The sequence below is a fragment of the Achromobacter sp. 18P8.1.1 genome (assembly GCF_057799415.1).
Genome location: NZ_JBYOKH010000001.1, coordinates 294,513 through 311,136, shown reverse-complemented (window position 1 = coordinate 311,136; position 16,624 = coordinate 294,513). Strand labels below are relative to the sequence as shown.

General features: G+C 66.3%; 11 protein-coding genes. 2 read left to right on the top strand and 9 right to left on the bottom strand.

Features of this window, described 5'->3' with window-relative positions; genetic code table 11:
* The first annotated feature begins 612 nt into the window (after window positions 1-612).
* Window positions 613-1,452: a tRNA threonylcarbamoyladenosine dehydratase gene (locus AC27VE_RS01435; protein WP_006226394.1), complete on the top strand. Its 840-nt coding sequence runs from the start codon at window positions 613-615 to the stop codon at window positions 1,450-1,452.
* Between the two features lie 49 nt (window positions 1,453-1,501).
* Here AC27VE_RS01435 and AC27VE_RS01430 read toward each other — a convergent pair whose 3' ends face one another.
* Genes AC27VE_RS01430 through AC27VE_RS01420 form a run of 3 tightly spaced genes read right to left on the bottom strand, consistent with a single transcriptional unit; the run spans window position 1,502 to window position 3,563 of the window.
* Window positions 1,502-1,813, bottom strand: coding sequence for a non-heme iron oxygenase ferredoxin subunit (locus AC27VE_RS01430; RefSeq protein WP_006226395.1), 312 nt, complete (start codon window positions 1,811-1,813; stop codon window positions 1,502-1,504).
* A 14-nt stretch (window positions 1,814-1,827) separates the two neighbouring features.
* Window positions 1,828-2,301 carry an aromatic-ring-hydroxylating dioxygenase subunit beta gene (locus AC27VE_RS01425; protein ID WP_035213777.1) on the bottom strand — a complete coding sequence of 158 codons (474 nt, stop codon included), beginning with the start codon at window positions 2,299-2,301 and terminating at the stop codon, window positions 1,828-1,830.
* A gap of 2 nt (window positions 2,302-2,303) precedes the next feature.
* Window positions 2,304-3,563: an aromatic ring-hydroxylating dioxygenase subunit alpha gene (locus AC27VE_RS01420; protein WP_488702867.1), complete on the bottom strand. Its 1,260-nt coding sequence runs from the start codon at window positions 3,561-3,563 to the stop codon at window positions 2,304-2,306.
* A 211-nt stretch (window positions 3,564-3,774) separates the two neighbouring features.
* On the opposite strand from AC27VE_RS01420, the gene AC27VE_RS01415 reads away from it, so the two are divergent.
* On the top strand, window positions 3,775-4,677 hold the full coding sequence (locus AC27VE_RS01415; RefSeq protein WP_088587718.1) for a LysR family transcriptional regulator: 903 nt from the start codon (window positions 3,775-3,777) through the stop codon (window positions 4,675-4,677).
* Between the two features lie 7 nt (window positions 4,678-4,684).
* Here the strand turns inward: AC27VE_RS01415 and AC27VE_RS01410 are convergent, their stop codons facing one another.
* The 6 genes from AC27VE_RS01410 to uvrA form a co-directional block, all read right to left on the bottom strand.
* Window positions 4,685-7,069 carry a TonB-dependent siderophore receptor gene (locus tag AC27VE_RS01410; RefSeq protein WP_488702866.1) on the bottom strand — a complete coding sequence of 795 codons (2,385 nt, stop codon included), beginning with the start codon at window positions 7,067-7,069 and terminating at the stop codon, window positions 4,685-4,687.
* Window positions 7,070-7,174: 105 nt separating this feature from the next.
* A complete protein-coding gene (locus AC27VE_RS01405; protein WP_488702865.1) occupies window positions 7,175-8,197 on the bottom strand; it encodes a FecR domain-containing protein in 1,023 nt (340 codons plus the stop codon).
* Window positions 8,155-8,676, bottom strand: coding sequence for a sigma-70 family RNA polymerase sigma factor (locus AC27VE_RS01400; protein WP_488702864.1), 522 nt, complete (start codon window positions 8,674-8,676; stop codon window positions 8,155-8,157). Before AC27VE_RS01400 ends, AC27VE_RS01405 begins: the two co-directional genes overlap by 43 nt.
* A gap of 95 nt (window positions 8,677-8,771) precedes the next feature.
* Window positions 8,772-9,404, bottom strand: coding sequence for an aminotransferase class IV family protein (locus tag AC27VE_RS01395; RefSeq protein ID WP_006226403.1), 633 nt, complete (start codon window positions 9,402-9,404; stop codon window positions 8,772-8,774).
* Window positions 9,405-9,479: 75 nt separating this feature from the next.
* Window positions 9,480-10,616, bottom strand: coding sequence for an aminodeoxychorismate synthase component I (locus AC27VE_RS01390; RefSeq protein WP_488702863.1), 1,137 nt, complete (start codon window positions 10,614-10,616; stop codon window positions 9,480-9,482).
* A 5-nt stretch (window positions 10,617-10,621) separates the two neighbouring features.
* On the bottom strand, window positions 10,622-16,414 hold the full coding sequence (gene uvrA, locus AC27VE_RS01385; RefSeq protein ID WP_488702862.1) for an excinuclease ABC subunit UvrA: 5,793 nt from the start codon (window positions 16,412-16,414) through the stop codon (window positions 10,622-10,624).
* Between the last annotated feature and the right edge of the window lie 210 nt (window positions 16,415-16,624).

Here is a 16,624-nt window from a genome sequence, read left to right as displayed (position 1 = left end):
CCGCCCCACCGCCACGCCGGGCTCTGCTAATTGAAATCTGACGTCAGCTGGGGAGGACGGCTTGCTTGGGGTTCCCTTCCGCGATGGGTGGGTGGTGAAAGATCTTGCGAGCCTCGCCCCAGGCCGGCCGCGCGGGCGGCCTTTTGGGGCTTTCACGGCGTCTTGCGTTGGGAGGATGCCGCTTCGCGTGTACCCGCGGATTTTCACGTCAATGTGGTGGTCGAAAATGATCGCAACCCCGGCAACCGCGCAAGCGACCTGCGCGACGACGTCAATCGACGTGTATGCCAATTGTGGCCGCCCACGCGGCCGCAATTTGGCGGGCAGCGCAAGACTCGCCCTTGCATACAGGTCTGGCAGCGCACCGACCCAAGACGGCGGCAGCCCGTCGTCGCGGTTGGCGTGCGGGCGCGCAACCTTGATGCGCCCGAGGGAATCTGAAGGCAGCGGCCGTAGGCCGCAACGAAGATGACGAGGGGGAAGTCCGGAGCGAAGGCTCCGGACCGCAATCGTGGGCGCGCGCCCGCACGCCAACCGCGGCGATGGGCGACCTACGAAGCACAACGCCGGCCCCTAAACACCGACAACGCCCCGACCTATAAAATACCCCCCATGAACTCCCCCGATCACCCGATCCCCCCCGCCGACCTCGACCGCCGCTTCGGCGGCCTGTCCCGTCTCTATGGCCCTCAAGCCCCCGCGCGCCTGCAAAACGCTCACGTTGCGGTCGCTGGCCTGGGTGGCGTCGGTTCCTGGACCGTCGAGGCGCTGGCGCGCTGCGGTGTTGGCGCATTGACCCTCATTGATCTGGACCACATCGCCGAATCCAACGTCAATCGGCAGATCCATGCGCTGTCGTCCACGCTGGGGCAATCCAAGGTGGATGCCATGGCCGAGCGGGTGCTGGCGATCAATCCGGAATGCCGGCTTACGCGGGTGGATGATTTCGTGTCGCCCGAGAACGTCGCCGACGTCCTGCCCGGGCCTTATACCGTCATCATCGATTGCACCGACCAGGCCACGGCCAAGATCGCCATGATTCTGCATGCCCGCGCGCTGGGCGTCCCGATGCTGCTGTGCGGCGGCGCGGGTGGCAAGACGGATCCGCTGGCGTTGCGGGCGGGGGACTTGTCGGCTGCGGTGAACGACGCCTTGCTGGCCAAGCTGCGCAACAAATTGCGCAAGGAGCATGGCTTTCCGCGCGCCTCAGACCAGAACGGCAAGGCGCTCAAGCGCGTGCCGAAGATGGGTATCCACGCGCTGTGGTTTGACCAGCCCGCCATCCTGCCTGACGCCTGGACCCGCCCCGTCGAGGGCGAGGACGACGTGGGCGCCTCGGGCCAGAACATCGCGCCCCAAGGGCTGTCGTGCGCGGGCTACGGTTCGGTTGTGACCGTGACGGCCGCCATGGGCATGGCGGCTGCTAACGAGGCGCTGCGACTGGCGATCTGAACGCCGGCCGGTGGCCGCGTCACGGCGTACCGGCCGCCCGGCTTTCGCCTTACAGCGCCACGAACACCATCCCGTCCTCGATCCTGACGGGGTAGGTCGCCACGTTTTCCCGCAAGGGGGAACACAACGCCCTGCCGTCGCGCACGTCGAAACGGCCCTGGTGCAGCGGGCACTCGATCTCGTGGCCTTCCAGAAAACCATCGCACAGCCGGGCGTTGCCGTGCGTACAGAGGTTGGCGGTGGCGTAGACCTCGCCGTCGACACCGTATAGCGCGATCTCGCGGTCGCCCGCCAGCACGGCGATGACGTCTTCTTCCGGCACGTCGGCCCGCGCGATGGCCTTGATCCATTGCGTACTCATAGCGATTGTCCTGGTCAGATGGGATAGATGAGCGAATTCGGGATCAGTTCGCTGTCGAAGATGCACAGCCGCGATTCGAACTTCAGGCCGTCGGACGTCTGGCGCACCACGTCCAGATAGCGCCCCACGTTGAAGACCGTGGTCAGCTGGTTGGGTTTGGTGCGGAACACCGCGTAGCTGGCCTCGGATTCGATGCGGTCGCCGTCGGCCGACAGCACGCGTGGCGCGCCCACGACGTGGCGCTGGTAGTACGGGTCGTGGAAGATCGTGTCGGTGGCGCCGTAGATGCGGTCCTTCAGCATGCCGCGGCTTTCGAACGCCATGGTCGCCAGCGGATAGCCGCGCTCGTGGTTTTCGCGGGGCAGCACCTTGTAGGTGCAGTCTTCCAGGAAAAAGTCCGGCCATTTCTCCCATTCCTCGGCGTCCAGCGCGGCGGCGTAGTCGGCGTACAGGCGGGTCAGCTGGTAGTAGAGCGGAAAGTCCAGCATCGTCATGCCTCCATCACGCGGCGCCAATACGCGTACATGCCGCGGATCAGCGTTTCGGTCACCATGTGGTCGGTGTTCTCGGCGGTCTTGCCGCCCAGTTCCGCCACGCTGCGGTGCCACGGCTTCTGTTGAAAACCCGCTTGCGAGAATTCGATGACTTCGCCGTCGTCGGCCGACACGAAGCCGGCCGGGCCGAACAGATTGGCCTGGCGCAGGCGCCGGCGTGTCATCTCGGGCGTATCGTCGGCAAAGCCGAAGTGGGTCCAGACGAAATCGAAGGCGTCGTGGCCCACGGGCTGGATGTGGCGAGTGGACAGCGAATTCACCTGCTGCTGGATGATGACGCTGGGGAACAACGTCATCAGCACGGCGGTGGGGCCGTTCCACCAGGGCTCCTGGACGATGTCCAGAAAGCGGTCGTCGTTAAGCGACATCTGCTCCTTGAAGCTGGACACGCCACTGGTGACGCTGCCTTTGCCGCCCTGGCCGCGCGTGGAAATCATGGCGGCGTGGCGGAAATGGCGGTCCATCTTCAGTTCCGACCGGTTGTCCGCGCGCCAGAGCCCGAAGGTGACGAACCAGGTATGCAAGAGGCCCGGGTGGTAGGGGTCTTTGATGTTCTCCTGCATCAGTTTCCAGTTGCCCGGAATGCGCTGGCGGCTGTAGCCGTGGATCACCAGTTCGCGGCCGTCGAAGACGCGGTCGAAGTAGTGCAGGATGTCCGGACCCAGGTAGTCTTCCAGCGATTCCACGCTGTGGTCGAACGAGGCGAAGACCACGCCGTTGCGGCAAGCCACGGCCAGCTTGGTCAGGCTGTGTTCTTCAGGCTTGAAATCGGGCGGCATGCCGCCGTTCACCTTGCCGTCCTGCTTCACGCCGCGCCGGAAGGGCACGCCGATCAGGTTGCCCTGCAGGTCGTAATTCCACTGGTGGTAGGGGCAGACAAATTCGCTGCGGTTGCCGGCGCGTTCGCGGCAGAACTGCACGCCGCGGTGGGCGCACACGTTTTCCACGACGCGCACTTGCCCGTCGTTATCGCGCAGCAGGATGACGGACCTTTCGCCCACCGCAGTGCGCTTGAAGTCGCCCGGGTTGGGGATTTCGGCCTCCAGGCCCACGTAGCTCCAGTGCGAGCGGTAGAAGAAGCGCTCCAGTTCGCGCTGGTGCAGCGCGGCATCGGTGTAGACGCCGAAGGGGATACGGTGGGATCCGTCGCCCTGCCAGGGCGGAACGAAGGTGAGCGGCTGGTCGGAGGCGTTCATGGGCGGCCTCCGGGGTGGCCGCCCGGTCTACAGGGCGTGGCGGATTGCATGGCTTGTCTCCATTGTTCATCTGCGCCGCTGGGGCGGGCAGGACCCGCGCGGCATCGGCGCGGGCAGTTGTCGCCTCATCATCGGGCAGACTGCCGAATAAATAAATAGAATCTGCTTGATAAGACAGATCACCAAAATCAATATTGGTGGAGACAAGCGCATGAACCTGAAAGACGTGGACCTGAATCTGCTGGTCGTCTTCAATGAACTGCAGAAGCACGGCCGGGTGTCCGCCGTGGCCCAGAGCCTGGGCATTTCGCAACCCGGCGTCAGCAATGCGCTGGGTCGGCTGCGCAAGCTGCTGGGCGACGAGTTGTTCCTGCGCACGTCGCGCGGCATGGTGCCCACGCCCTACGCGGAATCACTCGCCCAGCCCATTGCCGACGCCCTGGGTGCGCTGCACAGCACGTTGAACGCGCGGGCGCGCTTCGATCCCGCGCGCAGCGAACGGGCATTCGTGATCGGCGTGAACGACGTAGGCGAAACCTATTTCCTGCCGCGTTTGATGCGGGCGCTGGATGGCGCGGCGCCCGGCGTCACGATCCGGACGGTGCGCACAACATCGATCGACGTGAAAGACGAGATGGAGCGTGGCCGCATCGACTTGGCCATGGGTTTCCTGCCGGGCCTGAAGAGCGGCTTTTTCCAGCGCAAGCTGTTCAGCCAGCCCTACGTGTGCATCTTCCGGCGCGACCATCCGCTGGCGCGCTCAGGCGTAACGGCGCGGCAGTTCCGGGCGGCCGAACACGTGGCCATCGTGTCCGAAGGCACCGGCCACGGCGTGGTGGACGAGGTGATCGAACACGCCGGCATCCGCCGCCGCCTGCGGCTGACGGTGCCGCATTTCATGGCGGTGGGGCCGGTGCTGGCCGCCACCGACATGATCGCGGTGGTGCCCCAGCGATTCGCCGACTGCGCCTGTCAGCCTTTCGGGCTGGCGACGGCGCCCTGTCCGGTGAAGATCCCGGCGTCCGTCATCAACGTGTTCTGGCACGCCCGCAGCCACCGCGAACCCGCCAACCAGTGGTTGCGGCAAGTGGTGGTGGACGAGTTCGCAGATTGAGGCGGGTTCAGAACTGGACTTGGGCGGACAGCGCGACGCTGCGGGGGCTGCCCAGGTAATAGCTGTTGAGCCAGTAGTCTTTGCCTGTCAGGTTGTTGACGTTCAGGCGCAGCGTCACGGGGCGGCCCGACACCTTGGCGGCATAGCGCAAGCCCATATCGAATGTCGTGTAGGACGGCAGACGGCTGGTGTTGGTGTCCGTGGCCCATTGCTTGCCGACATGGTAGACGCCGCCGGTCACGCTTAGCCCGGGCGCGAAGGGCAACGCATATTCCGAATACAGCTTGGCCATGAATTTCGGCACGTTGACGGGAACCTGCCCGTCGTTGTCGCCGCCTTCGACGCGGGCGTGCAGCAAGGTGGCGCCGCCCATGACGGTCCATGCCTCCGTCACCTTGCCGACGGCCGACACCTCCGCACCGCGATGGCGCTGTATGCCGTCCTGGGCGTATATGTTTTCGCCGTTGATGAATTCGTAGGCCTTTTCGATATCGAACAGCGCGCCGCTGACGAGCACGCCGCCCACTTCGGCCTTGATGCCCAGTTCCTTTTGCTTACTGCGCATCGGCGGCATGACCTGCAGGCGGTTCACGGCTTCCTCAGGCGCCACGCCGCCTTGTTCCAGGCCCTCGATATACGTCGCGTACGTCGTCAACCAGGGTGCAGGGGTGAAGATCAGGGACGCGTTGGGCGAGTTGCGGCCGCGGTCGTAGTCGGGTTGGCTGGCGCTGCCGTCCGCTTGGCGGTCGATGGTCTGGATGGTGCTGCGGTTGATGCCGACCAGCGCGGACCATTGCTCATTGAACCGGACCAGGTCGCCGATCATGAAGTTGTCGTTGCGTACGCGGTTCGAGAAGTACGTCGTCTTGGGCGTGGACGGCCAGTCGGGTTCGGGCACATGCGTGGGCGAATCGAGCCCGTAAGGGCCCTGGTAGCCGGTGTGGGGAAAATAGCTGGTTTGCCATTGCCTGTCGGTGAAGCCGTAATAGCCCATGGTGACTTTGTGGGTGACGGACCCGGTGGCAAACGAGATGTCCGCCAGCGCTTGCCAGGATTCGGATTCCGTCCTGGTCGGACCGACCTTCTGCCGTAGCTGGAAGTACTCCCCCGGTCCCGATACCGAATTCATGCTGTGGTATTGCACCGGGCGGTCTTGGTACTCGCGGATATGCGCCACGCGCAGCGTCAGGTTGTCGCTGGCCTCGTAGGTGGCGCGGGCCATCCATTTGCGAGTTTCCGTTTCGTCCCGGATCCAGGGCTGGCTCCAGTTCTTGCTGGTATCCAGGGTCGGGCGAGGCGCGCCATCCTGGAAGAACCAGTAGGCCGTGGGCGCCTGCATCTTGTAGTCGCCATAGGACGCGCCCAGCTCAAGCTTGAAGCGATCGGTGATGTTGAAGTCCAGTGCCGCGCTGGCCAGCGTGCGGTCGATCTTCTGGTCGTCCACCGCGGTGTCGCCATCCTGGCGCACCAGGTTCACGCGATAGCCGACCTTGCCGTTGCTGTCGACGGGGCCGCCGAAGTCGCCGTGCACGTAGTACTGGCTACCGCCGTAGTTGCCTACCGTGATGCTGTTCAGTCGCTCTGCCGTGGGGCGCTTGTTGACGTAGTTCACCATGCCGCCGGGCGAGGCGGCGCCAAACAGGAATCCCGACAAGCCGTTCAGGATTTCGACCCGCTCTTTGTCTTCCAGCGACGCGGCAAAGCCGTAAGAGCGGCGCAAGCCATCTTCGGCCCGGTCGTAACTGTTGAAGCCGCGGATCTTCACCATCGGCGCCCATCCGCTGATCTGCGGCGTCTGCGACAGGGTGGACGGGCTGATCTTGTAGACGTCGTCCGGGGATTGCGCCTGCACGTTCTGCAGCAGTTCCCGCGACACGACGTTGAAGGCGTAGGGCGTATGCTGCCAATCCATGCCGCCCAGCGCGCCGACGGAAGACAAGGTCCCCGAGCGGTAGCCGTCGCTGGCCAGCCCGTCCTGTTGCAGGGCGGCGGTGGCCGACCCGATGACGGTGACACTGGGCAAGGTCGTCACGCCGGGCGTGAGGCTGGCGCGCAAGGTGTATTCGCCGCCGCCGCGGTTGACAGCTTCCAGCCCCGTTCCTGCCAGCAGCGCGTTCAGGCCGCCTTGCACCGATTGCCTGCCGCGCAGGCCGGGGCTGTCGCGGCCGGCGGTCAGCGACGCTTCGACCGACATCTGGATGCCAGCCTGCGCCGCGAACTGCGTCAGGACCCGGCTGAGCGCACCGGGCGCGATATCGTAGTCGCGCTCGGCCGGCGCGGATTGCGCGGACTGCGCCATTGCCGGTACGGCGGTGGCCAGGGCGATGCCTAGCAAGCTGGAACGGATTGCCAGCGACAGGACGGTGCGGCGGATGGGGGGTGACGAATGCATGGCGGGGCCTTGTCGATAGGGAGAGAAGTTGGTCTTCACCCCGTATGCCAAACACGGGCATCGAAAAGGGAACCTCCGCCTGAAAATAGTTGCGCCCGGCGCGAATTACTTCGGAACCACGACCACCCACCAGGGCATGGTGGCCCGCACGCGCACCGGCAGCGTGGCCGCCAGCGCGGCCAGTACGCGGTCCGTGTCGCCCACGGCATAGGCGCCGACGATCCGCAGGTCGGCCACTTCCGGCGCACACCCCAGATAGCCGCGCCGGTAACGCGACAGCTCGGCGATGAAATCGCCCAGGCGCATGTTCTCGGCGACGATCAGCCCGTTGGACCACGAGCGGCGGGCCTCGTTGGCGGGCACTGGCGCGTCGGCGCCGGTGCGGGTAACGCGGGACTGCTGACCGGCGTGCAGCAAGAGGGGGCGCGCGCCTGTCTGCAATGGCTCGACGCTTACCGCGCCGTCAAACACCGCGACGACGCTGGCACCGTCTTCCTGGTAGACGCTGTAGCGAGTGCCCAAGGCCCGCAGCCGCGCCTCGGCGGTGTCGACCACGAAGGGGCGGGCGGGCGACTGGATGTCGGGCGCGGTGTCGATCAGGATCTCGCCCGCGATCAGGTGGATGCGCCGCAGGTCCGCACGGTAGTCGACGTCGATTGCGCTATCCGTGTTCAACCACAGGCTGGCGCCGTCGGCCAGCCGGATTTGGCGCCGTTCGCCCAGGCCGGTGGCATGTTCGGCCGTCCAGACGCGCCACGGGGCGGTCCGTGCGGAAGCCCAGACGCCCAGGGCGGTGCCGCACAGCAGGGTCAGCATCTTCATGGCGCGCCGGCGCTGGGCGCGCTTGGCCGCTGCGGCATCCAGCAGGCGGTGCGCCATCGGCTTGTCGCCGCCGGGTACGTTCAGGAATTTGCCGCTGATGGCCTCGACCTGGCTCCAGGCCAGCTGATGGGCGGGGTCCGCATCGTGCCATTGCCGCCAGCGCAACCGCTCATCGGCGGGCACCGCCGGGGCCCGCAACACCGCGAACCATTCGGCGGCTTCCTGCAAGACCTTGAAGCTGGGAGAGGCGCCGCGAGCGGGCATCATGGCGCGACCGGCGCCGGCGCCAGGCTTGAGGTCAAGCACTGCAGCATCGCCTGCGCCATGTACTTCTTCACCATGCGCTCGGACACCTGCAGCTGCTCAGCGATCTCGATATAAGTGAGGCCTTCCAGATGGGCCAGCAGAAAGGCGGTGCGGGCCTTGGGATTCAGCTGGTTCAGCAGCGCGTCCAGTTCGCACAGGGCGTCCATCAGCAGCGCGCGATCTTCGGGCGAGGGCTGGTGAGTGTCTGCGACGGTGGCCAGCGTGTCGTGGTAGGCGCGTTCCAGGTCCTGGCGCCGCCAGTGGTTCACGACCAGCCCGTGGGCGATCGTGGTCAGGAATGCGCGCGGTTCGCGTATCGGTTCCTGGTTGCGGAACAGGCGCACGAACGTGTCGTGCGCGATGTCGGCCGCGTCGAACGCGTTGCCCAGGCGGCGCCGCAACCATTCCTGCAGCCAGCCGTGATGGTCGCAGTACAGGGACTCGATGCGGGCGGATGCCGCAAGGCGGGGGGAGGACACGATGGAACCGCTGACATGATATCAATAAGAATGAGTATCAATTATTATTCAGCGGCGCCGGTTTGGCAATCGGCGCATGCCCTTGGCAGACGGGCTCAGGCTTCCCGCAGCGTGACCGTGAACCAGCCGCGCAGGGCATTGGACAGGCGGATCTCGTCGGCGGCGTGCAGATCGGCCAGCGTCAGCACGCGTTCGCGGACGTTGCCCGTGTCCAGCAGTTCGCCGCGTTGCACACCGGGCAGGCAGCCGCTATCGACCGGCGGGGTGTACCAATGGCCGTCCATGCGCAGATACACGTTGCTGCGGCTGCCTTCGCACAGCTCGCCGCGTTCGTTCAGGTACAGCAGGTCGAAGATATGCGGGTGCGCGGGCAGCCATTCGATCGTCTTGGTGTACCAGGGGCGGTGCGTGGTCTTGTAGCGCAGCAGCGGTTCCGAGGAACGCAGCGCCTCCGGCGCCAGCATCACTTCCTGAATGGCGGGCAGCGGCGGCAGCCGGGCGGTCTGAATATGGCGGGAGCCGTCTCGGGCCACCAGCAGGCGCAGGCGATGCGGGCCGGGGGTGACGAGCCCCATCGCGGCGATCATGATGTCGCCTTCCACCGACCGTCCGCCCCAGACATAGCCCAGCGCCTTGCAGGACGCCTCCAGGCGCTGCAGGTGACGGGCCAGCAGAGGTACGCGTTGTTCGGCATCGACCAGGATGGTCTCGATCAATTCGGGTTGCATGGGACTCTCCTGGGACAAGGCGGGCGGGGCCGCGCTCTATGCTACTCCCGCTGCCGCCATCCTACGGTTATATCGTCAGGCGCGCAAAATCCGGGCCTTCCAATGGCATTCCTGCCATTCCTCCGCGGGGTTCGAGTCGTGCACGATGCCGCCGCCCACGCTGTAGACGCCGTGGCCGGCGGGGTCCAGCACCAGGGTGCGGATCGCCACGTTCAACGAGAAATCGCCATCCGGCGCCAGCCAGCCCACGCTGCCGCAGTACAGCCCGCGCGGCGCGGTTTCCATCTGGCGGATGCGGCGCATGGCGGCCACCTTGGGGGCGCCCGTAATCGAACCGCAAGGGAACAGGGCGTAGAGCACGTCTTGCAGCGTGGCCTCTGGCGCCAGCGCCGAGACGGTGGACGTCATTGTCCAGACCGTGGGGTAGCGTTCCAGCGAGAACAGCGCATCGACCTTGACCGAACCCGGCTGGGCCAGCCGGCCCAGGTCATTGCGCAGCAGGTCCACGATCATCAGGTTCTCGGCGCGGTTTTTTTCGCTGGCCAGCAATTCCTGGCCCAGGCGCGCGTCTTCGACGGGATCGGCGTGGCGCGGGGCCGTGCCTTTCATGGGGCGGGTCGTCAGCCGCGGACCTTCACGCCGCACAAAGAGCTCGGGGGAAAAAGACAGCACCGTGCGGTCGCCGTCCTGGATGAAGGCGCCGTGGGCCACCGGATTGCGGGCGGCGATGCGGCGGTAGAGCGTGGCCGGATCACCCTGGTACTGCAGATCCAGCGCTTGCGTGAAATTGACCTGATAGAGCTCGCCGTCGCGGATCAACCCGCGGATGGCGTCGATCTGGCGCACATAGTCTGCTTCGATCATGCGCGGCGCAGGCAGGCTGATGGACGCGGGCGCGCTGCCGGCGTCGGGCGCGTCCCACGGGGCCTCGTCCACCTTGCGTTCGAACACCAGCGCGGTCAGGCGCGGGCGTCCGTCGTCGCGCGGGGGCGTCCAGGGGCCGGCGGGCGCGGCCAGGGTGGCCTCGGGCAGCAGCCATTCGCCCAATTCGTAATCCAGCAACAGGGCGATCCATCGCCCCTCCCGCCGCGCGGCCTCGATGGCCGCCAGCGCGGGAGCGACGTCGGCCGCGGCGCGCGCTTCGATCCGGGAGCAAAAGCCCTCGAAGCGCAGCGCGCGGCCGGCCAGCCGGTCTTCAAAACGACATTCCATGCGTATTACTGCGGTTGATGTGCCAGGAATTCCGTGAGGACGCGTCCGGTGTGGGAGTGGTCGGCCAAGGTCATCACATGTTCCGGCGAGCCTTCGGCAACCAGCTGGCCGCCGCCCGTGCCGCCTTCGGGGCCCAGGTCCAGCAGCCAGTCGGCTTCGGCGATGACGTCCAGATTATGCTCGATCACGACCACCGTGTTGCCCGCTTCCACCAGGCGGTGCAGCACATGAATCAGTTTTTCCACGTCGGCCATCGACAGGCCCACCGTCGGTTCATCCAGCACGTACAGCGTGTGCGGAATGCGCGAGGCGCGGCCGGTCTTGATCAGGCCGTCGGTCAGGCGCGCCTTGGACAGTTCGGTCACCAGCTTGATGCGCTGCGCCTCGCCGCCCGACAGGGTGGGCGAAGGCTGGCCCAAGGTCAGGTAGCCCAGGCCCACGTCCTGCATCAGCTGCAGCGGGCGGTGGATCTTCGGGTGCGCCGCGAAGTAGCCGATGGCGTCGTCCACTTCCATGGACAGCAGTTCGCCGGCGTTCTTGCCGCGCATCTGGATGCTGAGCGTGTCGCTGTTGAAGCGCGCGCCGTTGCAGGCGTCGCACGGCACCTTCACGTCCGGCAGGAAGTTCATTTCGATGGTGCGCATGCCCTGGCCTTCGCAAACCGGGCAGCGGCCGTCGCCGGTATTGAACGAGAACCGCGCCGCCGTCCAGCCGCGCATGCGGGCTTCGCGGGTATCGGCAAACTGCTTGCGCACGTCGTCCCAGAAGCCCACATAGGTGGCCGGGCACGAGCGCGGTGTCTTGCCGATAGGCGTCTGGTCCACTTCCAGCACGCGGTCGATGGCTTCCCAGCCCTTGATGCTTTCGCAGCCCGCCCAGCCCGGCGACTTGCCTTGCGAGACGGCCTGGCTCAGGTTGTCCAGCAGCACTTCGCGCGCCAGGGTGGACTTGCCGGAACCGGATACGCCCGTCACGACGCTCAGTCGGCCCACCGGGATCTTGGCGTCCACGCTGCGCAGGTTGTGCAAGCGCGCGCCGCGGATCTCGATCATCGGCGTGTCGGCCTCGACCGCGCGGCGCCCTTGCAGCGGATGTTGCAGCGGTGTTTTCAGATAACGCCCGGTGACGGATTCCGGCGCATCCATCAGGTCCTGCACGGAGCCTTCCGCGACCACGCGGCCGCCGCGGATGCCCGCGCCCGGTCCGATGTCGATCACGTGCGAGGCGCGGCGGATCGTGTCTTCGTCGTGCTCCACCACCACCAGCGTGTTGCCGTTTTCTTCCAGGCGGGCCAGCGCGTTCAGCAGGATGCGGTTGTCGCGCGGATGCAGGCCGATGGTGGGCTCGTCCAGCACGTAGCAGACGCCCTGCAGGTTGGAGCCCAACTGCGCGGCCAGCCGGATGCGCTGCGCCTCGCCGCCTGACAGCGTCGGGGCGGCGCGGTCCAGCGCCAGGTAGTTCAGCCCGACTTCCTGCATGAAGTTCAAGCGTCCGCGGATTTCCGTGAGGATGTCGCGGGCGATCTCGCCTTCGCGGCCGCGCGCCACCAGTCCGGTGAAGAACGTGTGCGCATCCGACACGGGCAGCGACGCCAGTTCTGCGATGGATTTGTCGCGCCAGCGCACGGCGCGCGCCACGCGATTCAGGCGCTGCCCGTCGCATTGCGTGCAGGCCTTGGCCTCGCCTTCATACCAGGCGTTCCAGGCGGTTTCCTCGCCGGTCTGCTCTTCGTCGAAGCCTTGCAATTGCAGGCCCGTGCCGAAGCAGCCCGTGCACCAGCCGTGCTTGGAGTTGTACGAGAACAGGCGCGGATCGGGTTCGGGGAAGCTGGTGCCGCAAGACGGGCACGCGCGCTTGACCGAGAAATGCTGCTGCTGCAATTCGCTGTTCAACGCTTCGTGCAGCTTGTTCACCGGCCACACTACCGACATCACGCCCTGGCCGTTTTCCAGCGCGCTCTTGACCGCGGCGCGCAGGTCAGCCTCGTTGGCCGGGTCGACCACCACGTCCGCCACGGGCAGTTCGATGGTGTGTTCCTTATAGCGGTCCAGGCGCGGCCACGGGGCCACTGGGATGAACTCGCCGTCCACGCGCAGATGCGTATGGCCCTTGGAACCGGCCCACTTGGCCAGGTCCGTGTAATAGCCCTTGCGGGCGGTGACCAGCGGAGCCAGCAGGCCGATGTGCTCGCCCTTGTGGTCGCGCAGCAGGCGGGCCACGATCTGGTCCGTGTTCTGCGGTTCGACGGCCACGTTGCAGTCCGGGCAGTACTGCGTGCCCAGCTTCACATAGAGCAGGCGCAGGAAATGGTGGATTTCCGTCATCGTGGCCACGGTGGACTTGCGGCCCCCGCGGCTGGTGCGCTGTTCGATGGCGACGGTGGGCGGGATGCCGAAGATGGCGTCCACGTCCGGTTTGCCCGCCGGTTGCACGATGGCGCGCGCGTAGGCGTTCAGCGACTCCAGGTAGCGGCGCTGGCCTTCGTTGAACAGGATGTCGAAGGCCAGGGTGGACTTGCCCGAACCGGACACGCCGGTGATCACGGTGAACTTGTCGTGGGGGATCTCGACGCTGATGTTCTTCAGATTGTGTTCGCGCGCGTTGCGGATTTCGATCGCCATGTTGCCCTGGCGGCGCGCACGCATCACGGATTGCAGCGGCGTGCCTTCCCCTGCGCCGTTGGCTTGGCCATACGTCGCGGCGGGTTCGGCGATGCGGGCCGTCAGGCCGGCCTGCTCGACTTCCTGCGCGTCGGCGTCGCTGGTCACGACCACGTCGGCCGGCAGGATGCTGACTTCGTAGTCGCGCAGCGCGGCGCCGGTGTGGGACTTGGGGTTGTCCATCAAGTCCTGAGGCGTGCCCACGCCAAGCACTAGGCCGCCGGCGTCGCCGCCTTCCGGGCCCAGGTCGATCAGCCAGTCGGCCGCGCGGATCACGTCCAGGTTGTGTTCGATGACCAGCAGGGTGTGGCCCGCGGCCAGCAGCTTGCGGAAGGCGCGCATCAGGCGCGCGACGTCGTCGAAGTGCAGGCCGGTGGTGGGCTCGTCGAACAGGAACAGGCTGCCCTTCTTGGCGACCTTGGCGGTAGAGATGCCGCTGCGCGCGGCTTCGGCCAGGTGGCCGGCCAGCTTCAAGCGTTGCGCCTCACCGCCCGACAGCGTCGGCACGGGTTGCCCCAGCCGCACGTATTCCAGGCCCACGTCGGCCAGCGGCGCCAGGCCCGTCTGCACGTCGCGCAGACCCTTGAAGAAGTCCAGCGCTTCGCTGACCGTCATGGCCAGCACTTCGTCGATGGACGCGCTCTTGCCCAGGTGCTCGACACGCACTTCCAGTACTTCGGGGCGGAAGCGCTTGCCGTCGCAATCGGGGCAGCGCAGGTACACGTCGGACAAGAACTGCATTTCCACGTGCTCGAAGCCGGTGCCGCCGCAGGTCGGGCAGCGGCCGTCGCCGCCGTTGAAGCTGAACGTGCCGGCCGTGTAGGCGCGTTCGCGTGCCAGCGGGGCCTGGGCGAACAGCTTGCGAATGGCGTCGAAGGCGCCTACATAGCTGGCGGGGTTGGAGCGGGCCGTCTTGCCGATGGGCGTCTGGTCCACCATGACGACGTCGGCGATCTGCTCGGCGCCCAACAGGCGGTCAAACGCCCCGGGCGCTTCCGACGGCTTGCCCTTTTGCTTGAGCAGGGCGGGGTACAGCACGTCCTGCACCAGCGTGGACTTGCCCGAACCGGACACGCCGGTCACGCAGACCAGCCGGCCCAGCGGCAACTCCACCGAGACATTCTTCAGGTTGTGCGCGTTGACGCCTTCCAGCAGCAGCCGCGGCGTGTTCTTGGCGACCGGCATCGGACGGGGCGCTTCCACGCGCTGGCGCCCACCCAGGTAATTGCCCGTCAGCGTGTCAGCGGCGCGCAGCTGCTTGGGCGATCCGTCGAAAACGATGTAGCCGCCGCGTTCGCCGGGGCCCGGGCCGATGTCGATGATGCGGTCCGCGGCCACCATGACCTGCGGATCGTGTTCCACGACCACCAGCGTGTTGCCGGCGTTGCGCAGCCGGTGCATGACTTCGACCACGCGGTGCATGTCGCGCGGGTGCAGGCCGATGGACGGTTCGTCCAGCACGAACAGCGTGTTCACCAGCGAGGTGCCCAGCGCGGTCGTCAGATTGATTCGCTGGACTTCGCCACCCGACAGCGTGCGGCTCTGGCGGTCCAGCGTCAGGTAGCCCAGGCCCACGTCGCACAGGAACTTCAGGCGCGCGCGCACTTCGGTCATGAGCAGGTCGGTGGCCGCGTCCAGCGCGCCCGAAAACGACAGCTCGTCGAAAAAGCGCCGAACCCGCTCGATGGGCAGCAGCATCACGTCATGGATCGACAGGCCGCCCAGGTGGTTCAGCTGGTCGCGCGTCCAGTTGGCGCCGACCGGCATGAAGCGCTGGTAGCGGCCGTCTTCCGGCGGCAGCACCGTGTCGGCTTCTTCCTTGGTGCCCAGGCGCCACAGCAGCGCGTCGGGTTTGAGGCGAGCGCCGTTGCAGGTGGGGCAGGGCGTGTAGCTGCGGTACTTCGACAGCAACACGCGCACGTGCATCTTGTAGGACTTGGTTTCGAGCCAGTCGAAAAAGCGCTGCACGCCGTACCACTGGTGCTTCCAGGCGTCGTTGCCGCCCTTCCAGTCGGGGGTGCCGTAGAGCACCCAGCGCTTGTGCTCTTCGCTCATCGCCTTCCAGGGCACACCCAGCGGCACGCCCGCGCGCGGCGCGTACTTCTGCAGTTCGTCCTGGCATTCCTTATAGGACGGCGTGGTCCACGGCTTGATCGCGCCTTCCAGCAGGGTCTTGTTCTCGTCCGGGATGACCAGGCCGAAATCGATGCCGATCACGCGGCCGAAGCCGCGGCAGGATTCGCAGGCGCCCAGCGGCGAATTGAACGAGAAGCTGCTGGGCAGCGGGTCGGTGTATTCGATGTTGCAGTCGGCGCAATGCAGGCGGTCGCTGTATTTCCAGATTTCCGCGTCGCCGCCTTCGGCGTCCATCACGTAGACGGCCAGGTGCCCGGCGCCCATGCGCAGCGCGGTGTCCAGCGCTTCCATCACGCGTTCACGTTCGGTGCCCGCAAAACGGAACCGGTCCTGGATGACGTGCAGGATGCGGCGTTCTTCGCCGGCGTCCTTCGCGGCCTTGCCCTTCTTGGCGCCTTTGGCGGCTTTACCGCCCTTGGCCGCGGCGGTGGCGCGCGGCACGGCGGTTTCCTCGGCGTGCACGCGGGTGTAGCCCTGCTGCTCAAGAAAGCCGCGCACTTCGTCTTCGGTGAAGTTGGCGGGCACGGCGATGGGGAAGGTCACGACCAGACGCGGATCCCCCGCCACGGCGGCGCGTTCGGCCAGCGAATGGTAGATGGAGTCCGGCGTGTCGCGGCGCACCACCTTGCCGCAGCCGCGGCAGTACAGCCGCGCGCCGCGCGCGAACAGCAGCTTCAGGTGGTCGTTCAGTTCGGTCATCGTGCCGACCGTGCTGCGCGAGCTGCGCACCGGGTTGGTCTGGTCGATCGCGATGGCCGGCAGGATGCCTTCGATGCGGTCCACCTGCGGCTTGTCCATGCGGTCCAGGAACTGGCGCGCATAGGGCGAGAAGGTTTCCACGTAGCGCCGCTGCCCCTCGGCGTACAGCGTGTCGAAGGCCAGCGAACTCTTGCCGGACCCGGATACGCCCGTCACAACGACCAATTCGCCGGTGGCGATAGTCAGGTCCAGGTTCTTGAGATTGTTCTGGCGTGCGCCAACGATGCGGATTTGGGAGCTCATGGACGGTATCGTAGCCTGAGGAAGCCGCCTGCCCGAGCGATAACCCTTCGCTGGTTTCGAGCGCGGCGATATGGAATAATTGCCTATATTGTGAGTCAATGGTCCATAATATGGACAGTTATAGGCTAACTAGCTGTACAAATAAACAGTATCGCAGATTCGTCTGACATTCGCGCTGTTTGCCTTGCGAATTCTGTGTGTTCATAGTTA

Bases quoted from the DNA above. Each gene is read 5' to 3' on its own strand.
- AC27VE_RS01430 (WP_006226395.1), bottom strand. From the start codon at position 1,813: ATGAGTACGCAATGGATCAAGGCCATCGCGCGGGCCGACGTGCCGGAA.
- uvrA (WP_488702862.1), bottom strand. From the start codon at position 16,414: ATGAGCTCCCAAATCCGCATCGTTGGCGCACGCCAGAACAATCTCAAG.
- AC27VE_RS01390 (WP_488702863.1), bottom strand. From the start codon at position 10,616: ATGGAATGTCGTTTTGAAGACCGGCTGGCCGGCCGCGCGCTGCGCTTC.
- AC27VE_RS01415 (WP_088587718.1), top strand. From the start codon at position 3,775: ATGAACCTGAAAGACGTGGACCTGAATCTGCTGGTCGTCTTCAATGAA.
- AC27VE_RS01425 (WP_035213777.1), bottom strand. From the start codon at position 2,301: ATGCTGGACTTTCCGCTCTACTACCAGCTGACCCGCCTGTACGCCGAC.
- AC27VE_RS01410 (WP_488702866.1), bottom strand. From the start codon at position 7,069: ATGCATTCGTCACCCCCCATCCGCCGCACCGTCCTGTCGCTGGCAATC.
- AC27VE_RS01435 (WP_006226394.1), top strand. From the start codon at position 613: ATGAACTCCCCCGATCACCCGATCCCCCCCGCCGACCTCGACCGCCGC.
- AC27VE_RS01395 (WP_006226403.1), bottom strand. From the start codon at position 9,404: ATGCAACCCGAATTGATCGAGACCATCCTGGTCGATGCCGAACAACGC.
- AC27VE_RS01420 (WP_488702867.1), bottom strand. From the start codon at position 3,563: ATGAACGCCTCCGACCAGCCGCTCACCTTCGTTCCGCCCTGGCAGGGC.